Origin of the sequence: Nonomuraea sp. NPDC047529, from assembly GCF_040642995.1 — a bacterium.
Taxonomy (GTDB): domain Bacteria; phylum Actinomycetota; class Actinomycetes; order Streptosporangiales; family Streptosporangiaceae; genus Nonomuraea.
In genome coordinates this window covers 81,496-97,016 of sequence record NZ_JBEYTJ010000004.1, presented here as the reverse complement: position 1 = coordinate 97,016, position 15,521 = coordinate 81,496, and the positions used below count along the sequence as shown (strand labels likewise).

Annotated in this window: 16 protein-coding genes; 7 read left to right on the top strand and 9 right to left on the bottom strand. The window is 73.9% G+C overall.

From position 1 onward, the window contains the following. Positions 1–22: 22 nt before the first annotated feature. Entirely contained in the window at positions 23–1,645 is a 1,623-nt protein-coding gene (locus ABZ815_RS08995; protein WP_357695626.1) for an FAD-dependent monooxygenase, read from the bottom strand. 84 nt (positions 1,646–1,729) lie between these two features. Here ABZ815_RS08995 and ABZ815_RS08990 point away from each other — a divergent pair, with 84 nt between their 5' ends. Both ABZ815_RS08990 and ABZ815_RS08985 read left to right on the top strand, forming a co-directional pair. After that, positions 1,730–2,383: a TetR/AcrR family transcriptional regulator C-terminal domain-containing protein gene (locus ABZ815_RS08990; RefSeq protein WP_357695623.1), complete on the top strand. Its 654-nt coding sequence runs from the start codon at positions 1,730–1,732 to the stop codon at positions 2,381–2,383. Positions 2,384–2,437: 54 nt separating this feature from the next. Then, positions 2,438–3,049: a TIGR03086 family metal-binding protein gene (locus ABZ815_RS08985; protein ID WP_357695621.1), complete on the top strand. Its 612-nt coding sequence runs from the start codon at positions 2,438–2,440 to the stop codon at positions 3,047–3,049. Between the two features lie 40 nt (positions 3,050–3,089). On the opposite strand, the gene ABZ815_RS08980 is transcribed toward ABZ815_RS08985, so the two are convergent. The 3 genes from ABZ815_RS08980 to ABZ815_RS08970 all read right to left on the bottom strand — a co-directional run bounded on the left by ABZ815_RS08980 (position 3,090) and on the right by ABZ815_RS08970 (position 5,034). Beyond that, on the bottom strand, positions 3,090–3,833 hold the full coding sequence (locus ABZ815_RS08980; RefSeq protein ID WP_357695619.1) for a DUF427 domain-containing protein: 744 nt from the start codon (positions 3,831–3,833) through the stop codon (positions 3,090–3,092). Between the two features lie 71 nt (positions 3,834–3,904). Continuing rightward, positions 3,905–4,489, bottom strand: coding sequence for a hypothetical protein (locus tag ABZ815_RS08975; protein WP_357695617.1), 585 nt, complete (start codon positions 4,487–4,489; stop codon positions 3,905–3,907). A gap of 77 nt (positions 4,490–4,566) precedes the next feature. Beyond that, positions 4,567–5,034, bottom strand: a complete 468-nt coding sequence (locus ABZ815_RS08970; protein WP_357695615.1) for an adenylyltransferase/cytidyltransferase family protein — start codon at positions 5,032–5,034, stop codon at positions 4,567–4,569. A 207-nt stretch (positions 5,035–5,241) separates the two neighbouring features. Between ABZ815_RS08970 and ABZ815_RS08965 the strand changes: the two genes are divergently transcribed. Continuing rightward, the gene (locus tag ABZ815_RS08965) at positions 5,242–5,694 is read left to right on the top strand and encodes an ATP-binding protein (protein WP_357695613.1); all 453 of its coding nucleotides are present in this window, start codon (positions 5,242–5,244) and stop codon (positions 5,692–5,694) included. Positions 5,695–5,714: 20 nt separating this feature from the next. On the opposite strand, the gene ABZ815_RS08960 is transcribed toward ABZ815_RS08965, so the two are convergent. Then, the gene (locus ABZ815_RS08960) at positions 5,715–6,689 is read right to left on the bottom strand and encodes a LuxR C-terminal-related transcriptional regulator (RefSeq protein WP_357695611.1); all 975 of its coding nucleotides are present in this window, start codon (positions 6,687–6,689) and stop codon (positions 5,715–5,717) included. 136 nt (positions 6,690–6,825) lie between these two features. On the opposite strand from ABZ815_RS08960, the gene thrS reads away from it, so the two are divergent. Then, positions 6,826–8,061, top strand: coding sequence for a threonine--tRNA ligase (gene thrS, locus ABZ815_RS08955; RefSeq protein WP_357695609.1), 1,236 nt, complete (start codon positions 6,826–6,828; stop codon positions 8,059–8,061). A gap of 10 nt (positions 8,062–8,071) precedes the next feature. Here thrS and ABZ815_RS08950 read toward each other — a convergent pair whose 3' ends face one another. Together ABZ815_RS08950 and ABZ815_RS08945 are read right to left on the bottom strand one after the other, a co-directional pair. After that, positions 8,072–9,040, bottom strand: coding sequence for a magnesium transporter CorA family protein (locus ABZ815_RS08950; protein WP_357695607.1), 969 nt, complete (start codon positions 9,038–9,040; stop codon positions 8,072–8,074). Next, positions 9,040–9,753: a DUF72 domain-containing protein gene (locus tag ABZ815_RS08945; RefSeq protein WP_357695605.1), complete on the bottom strand. Its 714-nt coding sequence runs from the start codon at positions 9,751–9,753 to the stop codon at positions 9,040–9,042. The genes ABZ815_RS08950 and ABZ815_RS08945 overlap by 1 nt, the downstream gene beginning before the upstream one ends. A gap of 70 nt (positions 9,754–9,823) precedes the next feature. Here ABZ815_RS08945 and ABZ815_RS08940 point away from each other — a divergent pair, with 70 nt between their 5' ends. Next, positions 9,824–11,107 (top strand): YibE/F family protein, encoded by a 1,284-nt coding sequence (locus ABZ815_RS08940; RefSeq protein ID WP_357695604.1) that lies wholly within the window; start codon positions 9,824–9,826, stop codon positions 11,105–11,107. Between the two features lie 43 nt (positions 11,108–11,150). On the opposite strand, the gene ABZ815_RS08935 is transcribed toward ABZ815_RS08940, so the two are convergent. Beyond that, positions 11,151–12,008: an NAD(+)/NADH kinase gene (locus ABZ815_RS08935; protein WP_357695602.1), complete on the bottom strand. Its 858-nt coding sequence runs from the start codon at positions 12,006–12,008 to the stop codon at positions 11,151–11,153. 79 nt (positions 12,009–12,087) lie between these two features. Between ABZ815_RS08935 and ABZ815_RS08930 the strand changes: the two genes are divergently transcribed. Next, positions 12,088–12,939, top strand: a complete 852-nt coding sequence (locus ABZ815_RS08930; protein ID WP_357695601.1) for a DUF72 domain-containing protein — start codon at positions 12,088–12,090, stop codon at positions 12,937–12,939. Between the two features lie 13 nt (positions 12,940–12,952). On the opposite strand, the gene ABZ815_RS08925 is transcribed toward ABZ815_RS08930, so the two are convergent. Next, on the bottom strand, positions 12,953–14,224 hold the full coding sequence (locus ABZ815_RS08925; protein ID WP_357695599.1) for a cytochrome P450: 1,272 nt from the start codon (positions 14,222–14,224) through the stop codon (positions 12,953–12,955). Positions 14,225–14,375: 151 nt separating this feature from the next. On the opposite strand from ABZ815_RS08925, the gene ABZ815_RS08920 reads away from it, so the two are divergent. Further along, a complete protein-coding gene (locus tag ABZ815_RS08920; RefSeq protein ID WP_357695596.1) occupies positions 14,376–15,518 on the top strand; it encodes a glutamate--cysteine ligase in 1,143 nt (380 codons plus the stop codon). Positions 15,519–15,521 lie beyond the last annotated feature (3 nt).

Below are 15,521 nucleotides of genomic sequence, written 5' to 3'. Positions count from 1 at the left end.
CGGGCCCGTGTCCGGGGGACGCTCATGACGCCGGGCCGAACCAGGTGGTGAGCGCGTCCATGAGCGCCCCTCCTGGCGCGCCCGCCCAGGCCACGTACCCGTCGGGCCGGACGAGCAGCGCACCACCGCCTGCCTGGGGCGGGGCGGCCACGGCCAGGCTTACGCGGTCGTGGTGGCCCGCCAGGGCGGCCGTCAGTTCGGCCGCGTCCGCGCCGCCGGACAGGTCGAGCAGCAACCCCCGCCCGTCCCGCAGCAACTCCGCGACCGGCCGCCCGGTCCCGGCCGCCGCCGGGCTCTCGCTCCCCCGCCGACCGCTGCCGGGAACACCGGAATCCGCCGCGCCCGGAACCTGAGGGCAGCGATCGTGCGGGCCCTCGGGTGGGGTGGCGGTCAGGGGTGGGGTGAAGCGGCCGGTGCGGGGGTCGGGGGCGGTGGGCGCGTAGTCGACGTCGGTGCCCTCGACCATGCCGGTGAAGTGCCGCTCGGCGTCCGGCAGCGCCATAACCTCCGACAGCACCTCCCGCAGCGCGTCCACCTGCGCCCCCGGACGCATCGCCGCCACCTGGGCCCGGGTGTTGCGCAGCACGCGGGCCGCCACCGGGTGACGCTCGGCGGTGTAGGTGTCGAGCAGGCTCTCCGGAGCCGCGCCCCGGGCCACCAGCGCCAGCTTCCACCCCAGGTTGACGGCGTCCTGGAGGCCCAGGTTGAGCCCCTGGCCGCCGATGGGCGAGTGCACGTGGGCGGCGTCCCCGGCCAGCAGGACGCGTCCCTTGCGGTAGGAGTCGGCGTGCCGGGTGTTGTCGCTGTAGCGGATGCCCGCCTCCAGCCGCGCGACCCCGACGTCCTCCCCCGTCACCCGGCGCAGGCTGCCGGCCAGTTCCTCGGCCGTGACCGGCGCGTCCCTGTCGGGGGAACCGTCGCCGGGGCCGCCGTCGAACTCGATGGTCGCGATCTCCCCGGGCACCAGCGACAGGTTGACGAGCCCGCCGGGTGAGCGCAGGGACGAGGTGACCGACCCCGGCCCGGTCAGCGTGGCCACGGCCGTCCTGCCGGTCATGGTCGGCGGCGTGCCGGAGAAGGCGAACCCGGACCGCTTGCGCACCACGCTCCGGCCGCCGTCGCAGCCCACCAGGTAGGGGGCCTCGACGCGCTCGCCGTCCGCCAGTGTGGCCACCGCGTGGCCGGCGTCCTGGGTGACGTCCACGACGGCGCGGCCCTGCCTGACCGGTACGCCGAGCGCGGAGGCCCGCGCGGCGAGCACGGCCTCGATCTGGTGCTGCTTGAGCATGGCGTACTCGGCGCCGCCGTGCTCCTCCAGCAGCGGCAGCCCGGCGAAGTGACCGCGCATCATGCCCTTCTTGAGCAGCTCGGTCATCATGCCGACCATGTCCGAACGGTCGGGCGCCGAGCCGGTGGCCAGCTGGTCGAACAGCCTCCACTGGGCCTCGGTCAGCGGTTCCACCAGCCCGCGCAGCTCCAGCGAGTGCAGGGTGCGCGCGTTGAGCGAGCGCAGGCCGAGGCTGCGGGTCACGCGTTCCCCGCCGGTGGCCGCCTCCAGGACCAGCGGCTCGGCGCCGCCCAGTTTGAGCTCGCAGGCCAGCAGCAGCCCGACCGGCCCGCCGCCCACGATGATCACGTCGGTCATCCCGGCTCCCTACTTACGGCGTATGCTTACGTCGTAAGTAGAGCACGTACACCGTAAGCTCCGTCAAGCACGAAGGGAGAGCCGATGGCACGGCGCGAGCCGCTGAACCGGGAGAAAGTCCTCGACGCGGCCCTGGAGCTGGCGGACAGAGAGGGCCTGGAGGGGCTGTCCATGCGGCGGCTGGCCAAGGCGCTCGGCGTGGAGGCGATGTCGCTCTACAACCACGTCTCCAACAAGGCCGACCTGGTCGACGGCATCGTGGAGCGGGTGTTCGGCCAGGTGGAGCCGGCCGACCCGGGGCTGCCGTGGCAGGAGCGGCTGCGCGTCATGGCGCGCAACATGCACCGGGCGTTCAGCCGCCATCCCGTGGTCCCGCTGGCACTGGCGACCGACCGGTCCAACCCGACCTCGCCGCACGCCCTGAGGACCCTCGACGACCTGGTCGGCACGCTGTACGCGGCGGGCTTCGACGACCTCGGCGTCTGGCGGGCGCTGACCGCCGTGAACGCCCTGGTGTTCGGCACCCTGCTGCTGTCCACCGGCGGCTTCGACGGCGCCCCCGGCCGGCACGCCGGCGAGGAGCAGGTGGGCGTCTACATCCGCGCCCTCGACCCCGACCGCCTGCCACACTTCGCCAGGCTGCTGCGCTGGACGCGCGGCGGCGTCGACCCGGCCGCCGACTTCGAGCAGGCCCTGGACCTGCTGATCGACGGACTTGAGAAGGCCGTCGCCACCTAGTGGAACAAACTATTCCGTTCTGCTATAGTGGAGACATACCGAAAGGAGCTCCACATGGGCGACGACATCAGCGGCTGGGACGTTCTGGACGCCGCGCACGAGGCGCTGCGCAAGGCCGTCAGCGGCATCCCGGCCGGCGGCTGGGACCTGCCCACCCCCTGCTCGGAGTGGAGCGTCACCAAGGTCTTCAAGCACGCGGTCGGCGACCAGCTCGGCTTCGCCGCCACGCTCACGGGCGAGGGCGGGCCGGCGTTCAACCCGTTCGACCCGCCCGCCGAGCCGGGCGCGGACCCGTCGGCCGAGCTTGAGGACGCGCTGACGCGCGCGGCCAGGGCGTGGGCCGCGGTCGACCGCGACGCCGCCGAGGTGCCGACGCCGGTGCCGCCGAACAGGATGTCGCCGTGGATGGGCTCGACGGCCTGCGCGCTCGACGCGGCCGTGCACGCCTGGGACCTCGCCGTGGCCACCGGGCAGCCCTCGCCGCTGACGCCCGAGCTGGCCGGGCCGCTGCTGGAGGTCGCCCGGCAGATCGTCGACCCGCTGCGCCCGTGGGGCGCCTACGCCGAGGCCCTGCCGGACGCCCCCTCCGGCGCCCCCTCCGGCGACACGGCCGCCGCCCTGCTGCGCTACCTCGGCCGCGACCCGCACTGGACCCCGGCCGCCTGATCCCCGGGCGCCCCGCCACCCGGCGGGGCGCCCGACGGGCTCAGGAGAACTTGGTCGCCGGACGCTCCTCGCGCTCGCCGTCGACGTAGATGTCCAGCTTCTCGTTGTAGAAGGCGATCAGCCCCGCCACGCGCTCGCTCTCGGGCAGCGGCGTGCGGTAGGACCAGGCCAGGTCCTTCTTCCCGTTGACCGTCCAGTACTCCGCCGTCCCCTTGTACGGGCAGTGCGTCGCGGTGTCGGTGTGCTCCAGCAGGTCGAGCCGTACGTCCGTCTTCGGCAGGTAGTAGCGGGCGGGCAGGCCCGTCTCGAACAGGATGCGGGCGTTGCGCGAGTCGGCCACGGTGACCCCGTCGACCTCGACCCGGATGTGCCGCGAGCTCGGCAGGATGTCCACCCGCGTGTACGGGTCGCGCGCGTGCACGTAGACCTCCTCGTCCTCCTCGAACCAGGCGTCCATCGCGTCCCAGTCGAAGCGGACGTGCCCGCGGATCTCCTCCAGCGGCGAGTCGTCGTAGACCAGCGCCGCCTCCGGAGCCTCGCCGGTGCCCGAGGTGACCGTGTGGACGGCGGCGTCCCCCCTGCTCGGGGAGTGCCTGGACGTGCCGGTCGGCTTGAGCGCCGCCTCCTCGACGTCCTGGAGGGGGAAGTAGTAGGTGGGGTAGAAGGGGCCTTCCCACACCAGCAGGGCCCGGGTCGTGTCGGCGACCAGCCGGCCGCCCAGGTAGGTCCGCACGCGCTTGGCCGACCGCTCGACGCGGACCCGGCCCCGGTTCGTGGCATCCATGTTCGCGCCAACCCGCGCGGCGGCGGGGCTATTCCGGGCTGTTCTGGACTGTTCCGGACTGTTCCGGCCCCTCAGACCCCGAACAGCGCCAGCGTCGCCCACGTGGTGAGCGTGCCGGTGAACGCCCCCGCCGCGACCTGCGCCCACGTGTGATGGGCGAGGCGGACCCTGGCCCAGCACACCAGCGCCACCACGGCCGCGCCGGCGAGCGCGACGGGCAGGGCGGGCAGCACGTGCGCCAGCACCACCACCGTGCCCGCCGAGACGGCGGCGTGGAAGGAGATCTTCCAGCGGGTGGTGATCGGCACGGTCACCGCCAGGGCGACCAGCATCGCGGTCACGGTGGCCACCAGCAGCCGCGGCGCGCCCAGCACGACGAGCAGCGCGAGCGCGACCAGCACGGCGGCCACGGCGGCCAGCAGCGGGCCGGTGCGCCGGGCGCGGTCGACGATGTGGTGGGAGTCGAGCCGCCCCGAACGCACGCCGATCGCGATCACCGCCGCCGGCACGCCGCCGCAGAACGCCGAGGCCATCAGCCCCCAGGCGGCCCCGGCCCATCCTTGGGCGAGCAGGCCCACGGCGGGCGGCATGACGATCACCAGCACTTGCGGTGCCAGCAGGTTCGTCACCCGCTTCGCCACCAGGTCGGCCATCATGAGAGGAAAGATTACGCGATCATGGCGCCTGCCCGTTTCAGCGACGCCCCCGGCCGTTCCCGGAGAGCCGGGGTGTCTCAGCCCTTGCCCGCCGCGTTCACGATGCGGGTCGTGGACCGGTCGGGGATGGCCGCCATCTCCCAGCACTCCGCGCCCAGGATGGCCGCCGCCGTGGCCCGCGCGCCCGCGTGCGGGTCGCCCGCCGTGTGGGCCAGCGCCCCGGGCCGCATCGGCGCGAGCAGGTCGATGTAGTCCTCGGGGCCATGGGCGTCGGGCGGCCCGGTCACCACGAAGACGCCGGACACGCAGCGCAGCGCGGCCAGCACCTCGGCCCGCTCCGCCGCCGGGTTGAACGGCCGGCTGGGCCCCTTCCACGCCCGCACGCGCGGATCGTCCTCCACGCCGACCACCAGAGGCAGCCCGCGGGCGGCCACGGCGCCCAGGTAGCGCACGTGGCCCACGTGCAGGATGTCGAAGACGCCGGTCACGACCGCCGCCCCGGGCCCGTCGTACGGCTCCACCCAGACGGCCTCCAGGCTGCTCACGCGACCTCCTCCGACGGCCGGGCGAGTAGGCTGCTGTGCACGCTTTGCTCCCCCACGGGCCTAGACGACTCGTCGATCGCAGCGTACTCGGTCGCCGCGCCCGGTCGTGCAGGCGACCTTGGGAAAGAGCATTCCTACCTTTTCGCGATAATCTCCGGGCCCCCTCTCGGGCGTCTCATGACGTCACCTGATTCGGGGGAGGTCGCCGTGGCGTCACCGGACTCGCACCATGCCGACGGGGGTGAACCGCCCGGGGCCCGCGACCTCGCGGTGCGGCTCCCGGGGGTTCCGTCGCAGGTCTCGCGGGCCAGGGGGCTCGTGACGGCCGCGCTCGGCCGTGATCATCCCTTCCATGACGACGTGGTGCTGCTCACCAGCGAGCTGGCCACGAACGCGATCCTGCACACCAGATCCGGGGACGGCGGCTCGTTCACGGTGTCGGTGTCCAGCTCGGACACGACCGTCCGGGTGTGCGTCGCCGACGGCGGCACGGACGGCCCTCCGTGCGTGTGCCGGACGGCTCCCCAGGCGACCAGCGGCCGGGGGCTGCCGCTGATCGAGGCGCTCAGCCACCGCTGGGGGTTCGTCCGCGAGGGGGGCTCGACGACCGTCTGGTTCGAGCTGACGCGGGAACGGGTGCCCGCCGGGATGGCCCGCTGAGGGGGCCGGGGCGGGCGGCGTCAGAGGTCGAGCCGGCACAACCCTTCGGCCAGCGCCTTGGTCGTGAGCCGGGTACGGCTGTCGCAGCCCAGCTTGGCGAAGATGTGCTCCAGATGGGTGGTCACCGTCCGCACGCTCAGCACCAGGCAGGCCGCGATCTGCGGGTTGGAGTCGCCGGCCGCGACCCGGGTGAGCACGTCGACCTCGCGGCCGGTCAGGTCGTAGGGCAGCGGGCAGGGCCGTTCGGCGGCGACCGCGCCCTGCAACGACCCCTGGTAGCCGACGCCGGCCCGCAGCAGCCGCACCTCGTGCCAGCGTCCGCCGCCGTCGAGCCACAGGCCGCGCCGGCTCAGCTCGCGCGAGTCGATGAACGCCCGTGCGAAGGCCGCCATGGCGGGGTCGTCCCACAGCTCGCGCGAGACCTCGTGGCCGGGCACCGCGCGGCGCTCGCCGAGCCGGTCGAAGGCGACCGCGCGGAAGTCGGGCGGCAGCCCGGCGGGGTCGATCACGCACCTGGTGAGGTCGGTGACGTGCGCGAGCATCGGGCTCACGGCGGCGACCAGGGCGCTGGTGAGCAGCGGGAAGGCGTCCTTGGCGGCCAGGTGCAGCAGTCCGGTGTAGCGGCCGTCGTCGGCGAGGAACAGCGGCGCGGTGAGCCCGGCCCGCCAGCCGTAGGGGGCCAGGTGGCGGCGGAAGTACCGTTCGGTGCCCGGCTGCGGCATGGGCACCGGCCGCCGTCCGGCGATGGCCGCGCGGCAGGCGTCGAGGGCGGCGTACTCCTCGGCGGCGTCGCGGTCGATGCGCCGGTGGCCGTCGGAGACGACGCTGTGGTGACGCCCGGTGGCGGGGTCGAAGGCGACGAACTCGTAGGCGTCGAGCGGGACCACCCGGCGCAGCGCCGCCATCGCCGCGTGCGCGCCGCCACCGCCCGCGACCTGGTAGCCGACCTCGGCGAACGCCTGCAACTGGCGGACACTCAAGGTGATCTCAGCCACGGCTCTTTTATATCATTTGCCATTCCTTGACCGGCTGTTGAAGATTTTCTTCACGCCGCCCGCGGTGTTAGAGTCTCCGGCATGCAGCGCGCTCTCGTCACGACGACGCCGGACACGGTCCCGGCGCGCTGATTCCATGCATCCCGGGCGGACGCCCGGGAGCTGGTCGTTCGCCCTTTCCGCGAAAAGGACGATCATGAATGACCACCGCAGACTCGGCCGCGAGCTGGAGATCTTCGGCACCGACCCGCTGATCGGCTCCGGCCTCCCCTACTGGCTGCCCGCCGGGGCCGCCGTGCGCAAGGCCGTGGAGGACTACGTCCACGAGCTCGAACGCCGTCACGGCTACCTGCACGTCAACTCCCCCGTGCTCGGCAAACGCGAGCTGTACGAACGTTCGGGCCACTGGGCGCACTACGCCGAGGACATGTTCCCGCCCATGAACGTGGGCGGCGAGGAGTTCGTGCTGCGTCCCAGCCTGTGCCCGCACCACGCGCTGATCTACCGCTCACGCGGGCGCAGCCGCCGCGACCTGCCGCTGCGCGTGGCCGAGCTCGGCGGCATGTACCGCTCGGAGCTGTCGGGCGTGCTCGGCGGCCTGACCCGGGTGCGCGCCATCCAGCTCAACGACGGTCACGTGTTCTGCGCGCCGGAGCAGGCGGCGGCCGAGGTGTCGGCCGCGCTCGACCTGATCGAGGCCGCGCACGCCCAGCTCGGCATCGAGGCCGCCCGCTATCGGCTCTCGCTGCGCGGCGACGGCGACAAGTTCGTGGACGACCCCGAGATGTGGGCCCGCTCGGAGGCGATCCTGCGTGACGTGCTCGGGGAGCGCGGCCGCGCCTATGACGAGGAACGCGGCGAGGGCGCCTTCTACGGCCCGAAGATCGACATCCAGATCGCCGACCCGGCGGGCCGCGAGAGCACCCTGTCGACCGTCCAGGTGGACCTGTACCAGCCCGAGCGCTTCGACCTGGCGTACGCGGGCGGGCGGCGTCCCGTCATGGTGCACCGCAGCGTGGTCGGCGGGCTCGAACGGCTGGTCGCGCACCTGATCGAGGTGCACGGCGGCGCGTTCCCCGCGTGGCTGGCGCCCGTTCAGGCGGTCGTGCTGCCGCTGTCGGACGCCGAACTGCCGGCGGCCGGGGACGTGCTGCGACGGGCCGTGGCCGCCGGGCTGCGGGCCGAGCTGGCGCCGGCGGACCGGGGCAGCCTGGGGGCCAGGATCAGGGCGCACCGGCTGGTGCCGTACCAGCTCGTGGTGGGGCCGCGCGAGGTGGCCGACGGCGTGCCGGCCGTCCGTTCGAGGGACGGCCGCCAGATGGGCCCGGTGCCGGTCGAGAGACTGGCCGAGGACTGCCGGCCGCGCTTCTGAGCCCTGCCGCTCAGAGCCAGTCCTTCTTCTTGAAGATCACGTACAGCGCCACGGACGCCACCGCCACCAGCACCGACGACACCCAGAACCCCGAGATGTCCCCGGCCCCGGGGTAGGGCACGTTCTGGCCGTAGAAGCCGGTGATGGCGGTGGGCACCGCGATGATGGCGGCCCAGCTCGTCACCCGCTTCATGATCTCGTTGAGGCGGAAGCCCTGCTGGGCCAGCCGGGTCTCCCGGACGTTGGCGAGCATGTCGCGGATCGCCTCCACCCACTCGGCGACGCGCTGGACGTGGTCGTAGACGTCCTCGTAGTAGGGGGCCATCACCGGGTCGGCGACGAGCTCCTGGTCGCGGCGGAGCAGGGTGCCGAGCACCTCCCGCATCGGCATCGAGATCTTGCGGAGCCTGGCGGTGTTCTTGCGCAGGACGTACATGGCGCGCTGGAGCTTCCTGCCGTCGCGCGGCGCGTCGTCGAACAGCGACTCCTCCATGGCCTCGGCCTGCGCGTCGAGGTCCTGGACCAGGTCGAACTGGCTGTCCACGACGTAGTCGAGCAGGCCGTGCAGCAGGAAGGGGACGCCGTGCGAGGCCAGGCGGGAGGACGCGTCCCAGCGCCTGAGCACCTCGTCGATGTCGAAGCGGTCGTTCTCGCGAACGGTCACCAGGGCGTTGCGGGTGACGAAGACGTTCACCTCGACGGGGACGAGGCGGTCCTCGTCGAGGTGGATGCCGTACACGGTGATGAACAGGTGGTTGTCGTAGACGTCCACCTTGGGGCGCTGGTGGTCGCTGAGCACGTCCTCGACGGCCAGCTCGTGCAGGCCGAGCTCCTCGCCGACCAGGTTGAGCTGTTCGGGGGTGGGCGAGCACAGATCGAACCAGACGGTGGCCTCGGGGTCGCCGACGTGGTCGGAGACCTCCTCGACGGGGAAGCCCTCCTTTTCGAGGACGCCGTTCCTGTACAGACGCGTGCGCATCAGGCGAGTGTGGCAAATCGCCGGGCATCACGCACGGCCGCTCCCCCCGGATCGTTGTTGAAGTAGACGTGGACGTCCCGCCATCCGGCCTCCGCCACCCTTCTCGCCCAGCTCCGCAGCGCCGCGTCGCCGTAGGAGGGGCGGGGCGCGGCCAGGCCCTCGTGCAGGCGCACGTACCCCCAGTCGGCGGTGCGCCACAGCGGCGTCAGCGGCCGGCCGAGCCGGTCGGCCCAGCACAGCGCGGCGCCCCGGGCGAGCAGCACCTCGCGCACCTCGCCGGTCCACCAGGAGTCGTGCCGCGGCTCCACCGCCACCCGCACGCCGCCGGGGAAGCAGGCCAGGCAGCGGTCGAGCAGGGCGGGGTCGGCCCGCAGCGTGGGCGGCAGTTGCAGCAGCACCGGGCCCAGCTTCTCCTTGAGCTCCCCGGCGGCCCTCATCAGGCGGGCGACCGGCTCCTCGGGCTCGGACAACCGCTTGATGTGGGTGAGGAAGCGGCTGGCCTTGACGGCCATCACGAACCCGGCGGGCGTGCGCTCCCGCCAGGCGGCGAACGTCTCCGGCGCGGGCAGGCGGTAGAAGGCGTTGTTGCTCTCGACGGTGGGGAACTCGGCCGCGTACGTCTCCAGCCACAGCCGCTGCGGCACCCCCTCCGGGTACAGCACGCCGCGCCAGTCCTTGTACTGCCATCCGGAGGTGCCCACCAGCGTCGCCACACCCGGCTCCTACCCCGGGCCGGGTGCGTTACTGTCGCAGTCCCGGAAGCCGAGGAGGATCTTTCACGCGATGGGCGCCGATCATTTCCACGCCCACGGCCACGGCCACTCCCACGGTCCGCCCGCCGCGCCGCCGTCGCGCCGGGCGGTCGTGGCGAGCCTGGCCGTGCTGGTGCCGCTGGCCCTGGCGACGCTGGCCTGCCTGGTGTGGCTCTGGCCCGCCGCGCAGGCCACGCCGGACGGCCGGGACGGCCAGGAGGGGCGGGCGGTCGAGCGGGTCGAGGGCACGGTCACGTCGGTCACGCTCAGGCGCTGCCCGGCCGTCCAGGAAGGGATGCCCGTGCCCGACCCGGCCACCTGCGGCAACGCCATCGTGCGGGTCGGCTCGGGGCCCGACGTCGGCCGCGACGTCACCCTGCGGCTGCCGGGCGGGCCGGGGGCGCAGCGGTTCACCGCGGGTGACGACGTGCTGCTGCTGCGGGCCGGCGACGGGGCCTACCAGCTCTCCGACCACGACAGGTCCACGACGTTGTGGCTGCTGGGGGGCGCGTTCGCGCTGGCGGTGATCGCGTTCGGGCGGTGGCGCGGGGTGACGGCGCTGGTGGGGCTGGCGGTGACGTTCGGGCTGCTGCTGACGTTCGTCATCCCGGCCGTCCTGGCGGGCGAGCCGCCGATGCTGGTCGCCGTCGTGGGCTCGGCCGCGATCATGCTGACCGTGCTCTACCTCACCCACGGCTTCTCCCTGACCACGTCGATGGCCGTGCTCGGCACGCTGGCCAGCCTCCTGCTGACCGGGCTGCTGTCGTACGGGGCGCTCGGCCTGGTCCGGCTCAACGGCGTCACCGACGACAGCGCGCTGACCCTGGGCATGAGCCTGTCGATCGACACCGAGGGGCTGCTGCTGGCCAGCATCATCATCGGGGCGCTGGGCGTGCTCGACGACGTCACCGTCACGCAGGCGGTGACGGTGGGCGAGCTGGCCGCGGCCAACCCCTCCTACGGCTTCGCCCGCCTGTACCGGGCCGCGGGGCGCGTCGGCCGGGCCCACATCGCCTCGGTGATCAACACGATCATCCTGGCGTACGCGGGGGCGTCGCTGCCGCTGCTGCTGCTGTTCAGCATCGGCGCGCAGCCGCTCGGCGACGTGCTGACCACGCCGGTCGTGGCCCAGGAGATCGTCCGCAGCGTCGTGGGCACGCTCGGGCTGATCGCCGCCGTGCCCATCACGACCGCGCTGTCGGCCCTGGTGGCCGCCCGCGGGGCGCGGCGGGAGGGGGCGCCGCCGGCCGACCAGTTCACCAGGCCCGTACGCACCGGGGGCCCGCTCACCCGGCCCGCCCGGCACCGCCGCTGAACGGGCCGCGTGGCCTCCTCCGAGCTGGAGCCGGAATCGAGGCTCAGCCGACCTCGGCGCTGCCGTCCACGCGCAGCTTGCGGCGGGCGCGTTCGTAGAAGGTCGTGCCGACGCGGACCACCTTCGCCGCCCCGGGCCAGGCCGTGACCGTCACGGTGTCGCCGGGGCACAGGTGGCCGACGACCCGGCCGTCCACCTCGACGGCGAGCCTGCCGCTGGTGGGCAGCACCTCCAGCGTCACCTCCTCGTCGGCGGGCAGCACCAGGGCCCGGTTGAAGGAGGAGTGGGCGGCGGCGGGCACCACGAGGATCGCCTCCACCCGGGGCGAGACGATCGGGCCGCCGGCCGAGAAGCTGTAGGCGGTGGAGCCGGTGGAGGTGGCCACGATCACGGCGTCGGCGGACAGGCTCACGAACGGGCTGCCCGACGGGGTCACCGACACGCCGGCCAGCCCCTCGCCGGGGATGCGCACCAGCGCGATGTCGTTGAACGCCGTCACCCCGACCCCGGCGACCTCGCTCCTGATGGCCATCCGGGGCTCGATCGTGTACTCGTGGCGGTCGATGGCCGACAGCGTGCCGGCCAGCTCGTCGACGTCGATCTCGGCCAGGAACCCGAGCTTGCCCAGGTTCACCCCCAGGATGGGCGTGGGCCGGCCGGCCAGCAGCCGCATGGTGCGCAGCATCGTGCCGTCGCCGCCGAGCCCCACCAGCAGGTCGGCCCGCTCGACGAGGGCGACCGCGTCGACCGGCACCGCGCTGCAGTCGATGCGCCCGACCTCCTCGGGCAGCCCGAGGACAGTGGCCCCCTTGTCCGCGGCCCAGCGCAGGATGGTGTCGATCGCCTTCTTGGAGTCGCGCTGGGGATGCAGCACCAGCCCGACCGTCCCGACCATGCCCATGCGACCAGCCTAAACGGTGACGTTCCAGTACATCGGAGGCGGGCCCTGAGCACCCGGCGGCTCCGCTAACGTCGGAGGCATGCGGCTTCATGTGGGATGCGCGATGTGGACGCACACACCGTGGAACGGACGTTTCCTGCCCCATCCGCTCCCGCCGGGAGAGCGCCTGCGCGCCTACGCCACCTGGTGCGACGCGGTCGAGGGCAACACCACGTTCTACGCCACCCCCGCCCGCGCCACGGTGGAGTCGTGGGCCCGGCAGATCGCCCCCGACTTCCGCTTCGTGGTCAAGCTGCCCAAGTCCATCACCCACACCCACCGGCTGACCGGCGCCGAGCAGGACCTCCACGCCTTCCTCGACGCCATCGAGCCGCTCGGCCCGCGCGCGCACGCCCTGTGGGCGCAGTTACCGCCCGCCTTCGGACCGGCCGACCTCGGCACGCTGGCGGCCTTCCTGCGGCGGCTCCCCCGCTCCCACCGCTACGCCGTGGAGGTGCGCCACCGCGCCTTCTTCGAGGACGCCCGCCAGGCCGGGCTGCTGGAGCGGGTCCTGGCCGCGGCCGGCGCCGAGTGGGTGCCGTTCGACACCGTGACGCTGTTCCGCAGCCCGCCGACCAGCGACGCCGAGCGTGACGCGTGGACGAAGAAGCCGCGCGTGCCGCGCCGCACCCGCGCGCTCACCGGCCACCCGATCGTCCGCTACCTGGGCCGCGACTCCATCGAGGCCACGGTGGAGGGCTGGCGGGGATGGGTGGCCACGGTCGCCGGGTGGCTGCGCGAGGGCCGTTCCCCCACCGTGTTCGTCCACACGCCCGACAACGCCGACGCGCCGATGCTCGCCCGCCGCTTCCACGACGAGGTGCGCGCCCTGGTGCCCGAGCTCCGGCCGCTGCCCGAGCCGATGCCCGCCGAGCCGCCCACGCTGTTCTGACCGGCCGCCGCGCTCACCGGCCGCCCGGCCGTTCGCGCAGCGTGTAGCGGATCGGCAGGTGCTTGAGCCCGCCCACGAACGTGGTGGCCACCCAGGCGGGCTCGCCGTCGAACTCGACGCTCTCCAGCCGCGGCAGCAGCTCGGCGAACAGGGCCCGGATCTCCATGCGGGCGAGCGCGGCCCCGAGGCAGAAGTGCACGCCGGAGCCGAAGGCCAGGTGCCGGTTGGGGTCGCGGCCGGCGTCGAACCGGAACGGCTCGGCGAACACGTCCTCGTCCCGGTTGGCCGACGGGTACGAGAGCAGCACCGACTCGCCCCGCCTGACCGGCGTGCCGCGCACGTCCGTGTCGGCGGCGGCGGTGCGCATGAACTCCTTCACCGGGCTCACCCACCGGATCATCTCCTCGGCCGCCAGCGGCAGCAGCCCGGGGTCGCGGCGCAGCCGCCGCAGCTCGCCGGGGTGCCGGATGAGCGCCTCCAGGCCGCCGGCGATGGTGGAGCTGGTGGTGTCGTGCCCGGCGGTGGCGATGATCACGTAGTAGGAGGCGGCGTCGAGGTCGCTCAGCGGGCGGCCGTCCACGCGGGCGTTGGCGATCTCCGAGGCGAGGTCGCCGGTGGGCCTGGCCCGGCGGGCGGCGGTCAGTTCGCGGAAGTAGGCCAGCAGGTCGGCCAGCACGGCGGTGTGGTCCTGGGCGGTGCCGCCGCGCCGGTTGTCGCTGTCGTCCTGGCCGAACAGCTCCTGGGTGAGCCGCAGCATGCGCGGGAAGTCGGACTCGGGCAGGCCCAGCAGCGACAGGATGACGTAGAGCGGGTAGTGCACGGCGACCTGCCGGGCGAAGTCGCAGGAGCCGCCGTGGGCGGTCATGCGGTCGACGTAGCGGCGGGCCAGGTCGCGCACGCGCACCTCCAGGGAGCGCATGGCCCTGGGCCTGAACCAGTCGGCGGCGACGGCCCGCACGACGCGGTGCTCGGGCTCGTCCATGTGGACGAGCGTCTTGAGGCCGGTGCCGCGCGCCCGCTGCTCGGCCAGGCGCGCGTCGATCTCCGCGCTTCTCAGCACGGGACGCGGGGCGCTCAGCCACAGGGCCTGGTTCCGCTCGATCTCCAGCAGGTCCGCGTGCCGGGTGACGGCCCAGAAGGGGTTGTAGCCGGGCACCTCCACGCGGTGCACGGGCGACTCGCGGCGCAGCAGTGCCAGGGCCTCGTGCAGCCGGGTCTCGTCGGCGTACGCGGCGGGCGTGGCGAACACGTGCCCGGCCTCCTCCACGGACATGGTCGCGGTCACGGGCGGGCCCTCCTCTCGATGCGGGGGTAGTGCGGCCAGGAGAGCCATTCCCCCGGAGCGAGTGCGCCATTCGGCCCTCCTGCCGGGCCCGGCAGGGCAAGATCGGACGCAGCGTCCCCGCAGTCGAGTGCAGTAGTGGAGTGGAGTGGACATGACGGCTACCGCCGAGTCGTTACGGCAGGCCTCCGGCGGCGCGACCGCCCGGCTGATGGGCGTCGAGGAGGAGTACCTGGTCGTCGATCCGGCCACCCGAGCGGTGGCGCCGGGGGCGGCGGCCGTCGTCGAGCGCGCCGCGGCCGGTCTGGGCGACCGGGTCTGCACGGAGATCACGCAGTTCCAGGTGGAGGCCAAGACGGCGCCCTGCGCGAGCCGGACCGAGCTGGACGGCGAGCTGCGGCGGATGCGCGAGGTCGTGGCCGCCGCCGCGCGCGCCGAGGGCCTGGCCGTGGTCGCCTCCGGCACACCGGTGATCGGCGACGTCGTCCCGCCGCCGATCACCGAGCACCCCCGGTACGGCGTCGGCATCGACAACTACCGCGCCCTGCACGACGAGCAGGCCATCTGCGCCGGTCACGTGCACATCCACGTGCCGGACCGGGAGCAGGCCGTGCTGGTCTGCAACCACGTGCGGCCGTGGCTGCCGGTGCTGCTCGCGCTCATGGCCAACTCGCCCTTCTGGGCCGGTCGCGACACCGGTTACGCGGGCTGGCGGGTGCTGGCCTGGGGCAAGTGGCCGGTGGCCGGGCCGCCGCCGTACTTCGGGTCGCTGGAGCACTTCGAGCGCACGGTCGCGGCGCTGACCGACAGCGGCGCCCTGGTCGACCCCGGGACGCTCTTCTGGGACGTGCGCCCGTCGGCCCGGCTGCCCACGGTGGAGGTGCGGGTGGCCGACGTGCCCGCCTCCACGGCGGAGTCGGTGTTCCTCGCGCTGGTGGTGCGGGCGCTGGTCACGGTGTCGCTGCGCAAGGTGGAGGACGGCGACCCGGGCCCCGAGGTGCCCGGCGAGCTGCTGCGCGTGGCCTACTGGCGGGCCGCCAGGGACGGGCTCGGCGGGGCCGGCGTCGATCCGTTCACGGGGGCGGCGCGGCCGGTCGCCGAGCTGGTGGAGGGGCTGCTGGAGCACGTCGGGCCCGCGCTGGCGGCCGCCGGCGACCTGGAGGCGGCCGCGCGGGGATGGCGGTCGCTGCGCGAGGGCGGGGGCGGCGCCGACCGCCAGCGGGCCGCGCACGCCCGGCGCGGGGCGCTCGCCGACGTGGTCGACGATCTCGTGACCCGCTTCTCCCCCGACGCCTGAGGC

Bases quoted from the DNA above. Each gene is read 5' to 3' on its own strand.
- ABZ815_RS08980 (WP_357695619.1), bottom strand. From the start codon at position 3,833: ATGGATGCCACGAACCGGGGCCGGGTCCGCGTCGAGCGGTCGGCCAAG.
- ABZ815_RS08995 (WP_357695626.1), bottom strand. From the start codon at position 1,645: ATGACCGACGTGATCATCGTGGGCGGCGGGCCGGTCGGGCTGCTGCTG.
- thrS (WP_357695609.1), top strand. From the start codon at position 6,826: ATGCATCCCGGGCGGACGCCCGGGAGCTGGTCGTTCGCCCTTTCCGCG.
- ABZ815_RS08950 (WP_357695607.1), bottom strand. From the start codon at position 9,040: ATGCGCACGCGTCTGTACAGGAACGGCGTCCTCGAAAAGGAGGGCTTC.
- ABZ815_RS08975 (WP_357695617.1), bottom strand. From the start codon at position 4,489: ATGATGGCCGACCTGGTGGCGAAGCGGGTGACGAACCTGCTGGCACCG.
- ABZ815_RS08930 (WP_357695601.1), top strand. From the start codon at position 12,088: ATGCGGCTTCATGTGGGATGCGCGATGTGGACGCACACACCGTGGAAC.
- ABZ815_RS08920 (WP_357695596.1), top strand. From the start codon at position 14,376: ATGACGGCTACCGCCGAGTCGTTACGGCAGGCCTCCGGCGGCGCGACC.
- ABZ815_RS08935 (WP_357695602.1), bottom strand. From the start codon at position 12,008: ATGGGCATGGTCGGGACGGTCGGGCTGGTGCTGCATCCCCAGCGCGAC.
- ABZ815_RS08985 (WP_357695621.1), top strand. From the start codon at position 2,438: ATGGGCGACGACATCAGCGGCTGGGACGTTCTGGACGCCGCGCACGAG.
- ABZ815_RS08940 (WP_357695604.1), top strand. From the start codon at position 9,824: ATGGGCGCCGATCATTTCCACGCCCACGGCCACGGCCACTCCCACGGT.
- ABZ815_RS08990 (WP_357695623.1), top strand. From the start codon at position 1,730: ATGGCACGGCGCGAGCCGCTGAACCGGGAGAAAGTCCTCGACGCGGCC.